Genomic DNA, 2,834 nt, shown 5'->3' with positions numbered 1-2,834 from the left:
CTCCTAGTATGGAGGATGGCGAGACAAAGACAGCGGCACTGTTTGCGCGTTTAACGAAAAAGGCCAAGTGTTCGAATATAGCCATCAAGAAGGCAGTACCAAGAAAAACAAAGCCCAGCGAGATAAACCGCAGGGCTTTTTCTTAATGGATAGTTAAGAAAAATATAACATTAGAAGCCGTAAGAGGCCCCAAATACAAACGCGTTATTCACTAGGCTGTCACCACCCGCGTTTTCTGCACCATGTGCTTGACTGCGGAACTCAAAGTAAGGTTGAACACCTTTACGAGTCCACGTTGCGCGAAGCTCGTGGTCCATGGTTTCCGCTTCAATCATGTAAACGTTGTTGTAACTTAGCGTCACATCCTCATTCATCACGTAACCGATGCGGTTATCCATACGGTAATCTGTATCCGCATCTGCGTCTGTCGCATCAATATGCGCACGAGTACGGTTACTTAACGAGATGCCGCTGTCGAAGTTGTATCCAATCTTAACCAATGGACGGTACTGCACATTCTCGCCAGCAGAGAATAGGTGTTGGTAACCCGCGGCAACCCATAAATGATCGGTAAGATTAAATACCTGCTCACCACCCACAGTGATTGCTGGTGTGGTGTTACCTGCACCACCGTTTTCTGTTTCCAATTTACCTAACTGAATACCATCAAATTCGGTGTAAATCGTCAAGCCGCCGAATTGGTTATCAAAAGTATGCCCAGCTTCCAGTGTAGATGTAACGTCCGAACCATGAATTCGGCCATCATCGTGGAATTGAACATTACCTGTTACGTAAGAAGAACCAGCAAAAGCGCTAGAAGCGAAAGCGAGAGAAAGAGCACTCAGTGCAAAAAATTTTTTCATGATTACTGCCTTTATTTGTTCGCGTTATACGATAGTTTTGGAGGGCATCTCTTCCCTTTTATCGCAAACTTTGGAGTGTGCCTCCTTGGCGTTCGCAATATTGCTTCAATTAATTCGCGATGAAAAATAAAACGTTTTAAAAAAGTGATCTTGTTCAAACCGGCGCTTAAAACCTGATAAAAATACAGTAAATATAGTCACTTATCGTANGACGTAGATCACACTTAATTCCCCCGAAAAAACAAAGCCTCAACATGATGGATGTTGAGGCTTTGCCAACAATGAACATACAAGAATCGAGTTATTTCAAGCTAGTCACGCAGCTTGTGTTCGCGCCAGTAGCAGAGACAGAGCGGATAAACACTTCACCTTTCACATTTGGACAAGCACTGTCTGCGTAAGTTAGCCAGTTCTTACCGTCTAGAGAGTGGAAATTACGAGCGACATCCGCCATCACACTACGGTAATCAAAACACGGCGCACATTTAATAGACAGTTGTGGTAAAAAAATCAGCATTTGGGCTACCTACAAGACCATTGGCAGCGCTAGAAGCAATGCGCAACGCGAGTCTCATCGCTATCCAATCCCTCACACCTATTGATTTCACACATAGTTACACAACGGTGCGCTTTTACGCTTTACATCGATCGCGGGTCGATGAACACTGCTTGGCAGAGTATAATGACACCGATATCACGTAGAGTTAGTCACACATTATGAGCAATACCATCGCGAAAAAGCCGAGCCCCCTGTTTGAAATCCTGTTCAACGTTTTCATCCCCTCGATCATCCTGATGAAGTTGAGCGGCGATGAATACCTAGGGACAGCCACGGCACTGGTCGTCGCTTTGGCCTTTCCTCTCGCTTACGGCGGGATGGATCTGGTCCGTAACCAGAAATTCAATTTTATCGCAGCACTGGGTTTTATCAGCGTGTTACTGACAGGTGGGATTGGCCTACTCGAGCTCGATACCCGTTGGCTAGCCTTAAAAGAGGCGCTGATCCCCGGCCTTATCGGCTTGGCGGTGTTAGGGTCAACCTTTACCCGCTACCCGCTGATGCAGAAGTTAATTCTGAATGACACCGTGCTCAACCTCTCGTTGATCAATCAGCGTTTAAAAGAGAGCGGGCAATCCGCCGCCTTTGAGCGTTGTTTGATGTGGTCAAACTATCTGTTCGCCAGCACCTTTGTGTTCTCATCGGCGATGAACTACTTCCTTGCCACGTGGATTGTCACCAGCCCTGCCGGCACACCCGCGTTTAATGAAGAACTAGGCAAAATGACGCTGTATAGCTACCCGATGATTGCTATCCCAAGCATGTTGATGATGTTCGGCATCTTTTACTACATTTGGCGTCAGATACGCGCGATGACAGCGCTAGAAACAGAGCAAATCTTCCACTTAAAATAACAAGCGCCACGCGCGACATTTCAAAAGCGGATCAAAAAAGGGAGGATAGCCTCCTCCCTTTAATATCACTTCCACCCTTGACGCCACTTCTCGTCACTTTTGAGCTCACGCCAATCAATCGGATATTCTTTTTTCGACAGCACCGACTCGAGCACGCATAACACCACCACACCGTCTTCATCATACTCAACATCGGAGACCAAAAAGTGCTTCTCACGATTAATGGGTTTGACCGCCGTCCACTTGCTATTGCGTAACTTGGCTGGATTGATTTGGTTCACACTCACCCCGTTAGATACTGCATCGGTTAAAAATAACGATACCTAGTACGAGCGGGGTTCGGTTTGGTTCAGTGGTGGGGGTTGGTGTAACTCGTTCCCACGAGAGAGCGTGGGAACGAGAAAACTTTCTACATTAATTGACTAGAAATCTCTTGTAACACTGCTCTTGCTGCATTTTTACCATACAAAGAAAATCCTACTTCTTTTCCAGTAACATCTTTTAAAATTAGCAAATCAGAATCTATCCACATATCACGTTCTACAGTCTGTTCAGAGA

General features: G+C 45.9%; 4 protein-coding genes. 1 reads left to right on the top strand and 3 read right to left on the bottom strand.

All coding sequences use genetic code 11. From position 1 onward, the window contains the following. Positions 1-170: 170 nt before the first annotated feature. Both BZG82_RS15960 and BZG82_RS15955 read right to left on the bottom strand, forming a co-directional pair. Positions 171-863 (bottom strand): oligogalacturonate-specific porin KdgM family protein, encoded by a 693-nt coding sequence (locus BZG82_RS15960; RefSeq protein ID WP_077663413.1) that lies wholly within the window; start codon positions 861-863, stop codon positions 171-173. A 301-nt stretch (positions 864-1,164) separates the two neighbouring features. Next, on the bottom strand, positions 1,165-1,380 hold the full coding sequence (locus BZG82_RS15955) for a hypothetical protein (protein WP_077766313.1): 216 nt from the start codon (positions 1,378-1,380) through the stop codon (positions 1,165-1,167). Between the two features lie 200 nt (positions 1,381-1,580). Between BZG82_RS15955 and BZG82_RS15950 the strand changes: the two genes are divergently transcribed. Next, on the top strand, positions 1,581-2,276 hold the full coding sequence (locus BZG82_RS15950) for a VC0807 family protein (protein ID WP_077766312.1): 696 nt from the start codon (positions 1,581-1,583) through the stop codon (positions 2,274-2,276). Positions 2,277-2,341: 65 nt separating this feature from the next. Here BZG82_RS15950 and BZG82_RS15945 read toward each other — a convergent pair whose 3' ends face one another. Beyond that, positions 2,342-2,557 carry a TIGR02450 family Trp-rich protein gene (locus BZG82_RS15945; RefSeq protein ID WP_077458442.1) on the bottom strand — a complete coding sequence of 72 codons (216 nt, stop codon included), beginning with the start codon at positions 2,555-2,557 and terminating at the stop codon, positions 2,342-2,344. Between the last annotated feature and the right edge of the window lie 277 nt (positions 2,558-2,834).

It is taken from the genome of Salinivibrio sp. PR5, assembly GCF_001996085.1.
GTDB classification, from domain to species: domain Bacteria; phylum Pseudomonadota; class Gammaproteobacteria; order Enterobacterales; family Vibrionaceae; genus Salinivibrio; species Salinivibrio proteolyticus.
This window is presented reverse-complemented; position numbering and strand designations above follow the sequence as displayed.

Excerpts from the sequence above, each read along its gene's own strand:
- BZG82_RS15960 (WP_077663413.1), bottom strand. The coding sequence starts at position 863 with ATGAAAAAATTTTTTGCACTGAGTGCTCTTTCTCTCGCTTTCGCTTCT.
- BZG82_RS15955 (WP_077766313.1), bottom strand. The coding sequence starts at position 1,380 with ATGCTGATTTTTTTACCACAACTGTCTATTAAATGTGCGCCGTGTTTT.
- BZG82_RS15950 (WP_077766312.1), top strand. The coding sequence starts at position 1,581 with ATGAGCAATACCATCGCGAAAAAGCCGAGCCCCCTGTTTGAAATCCTG.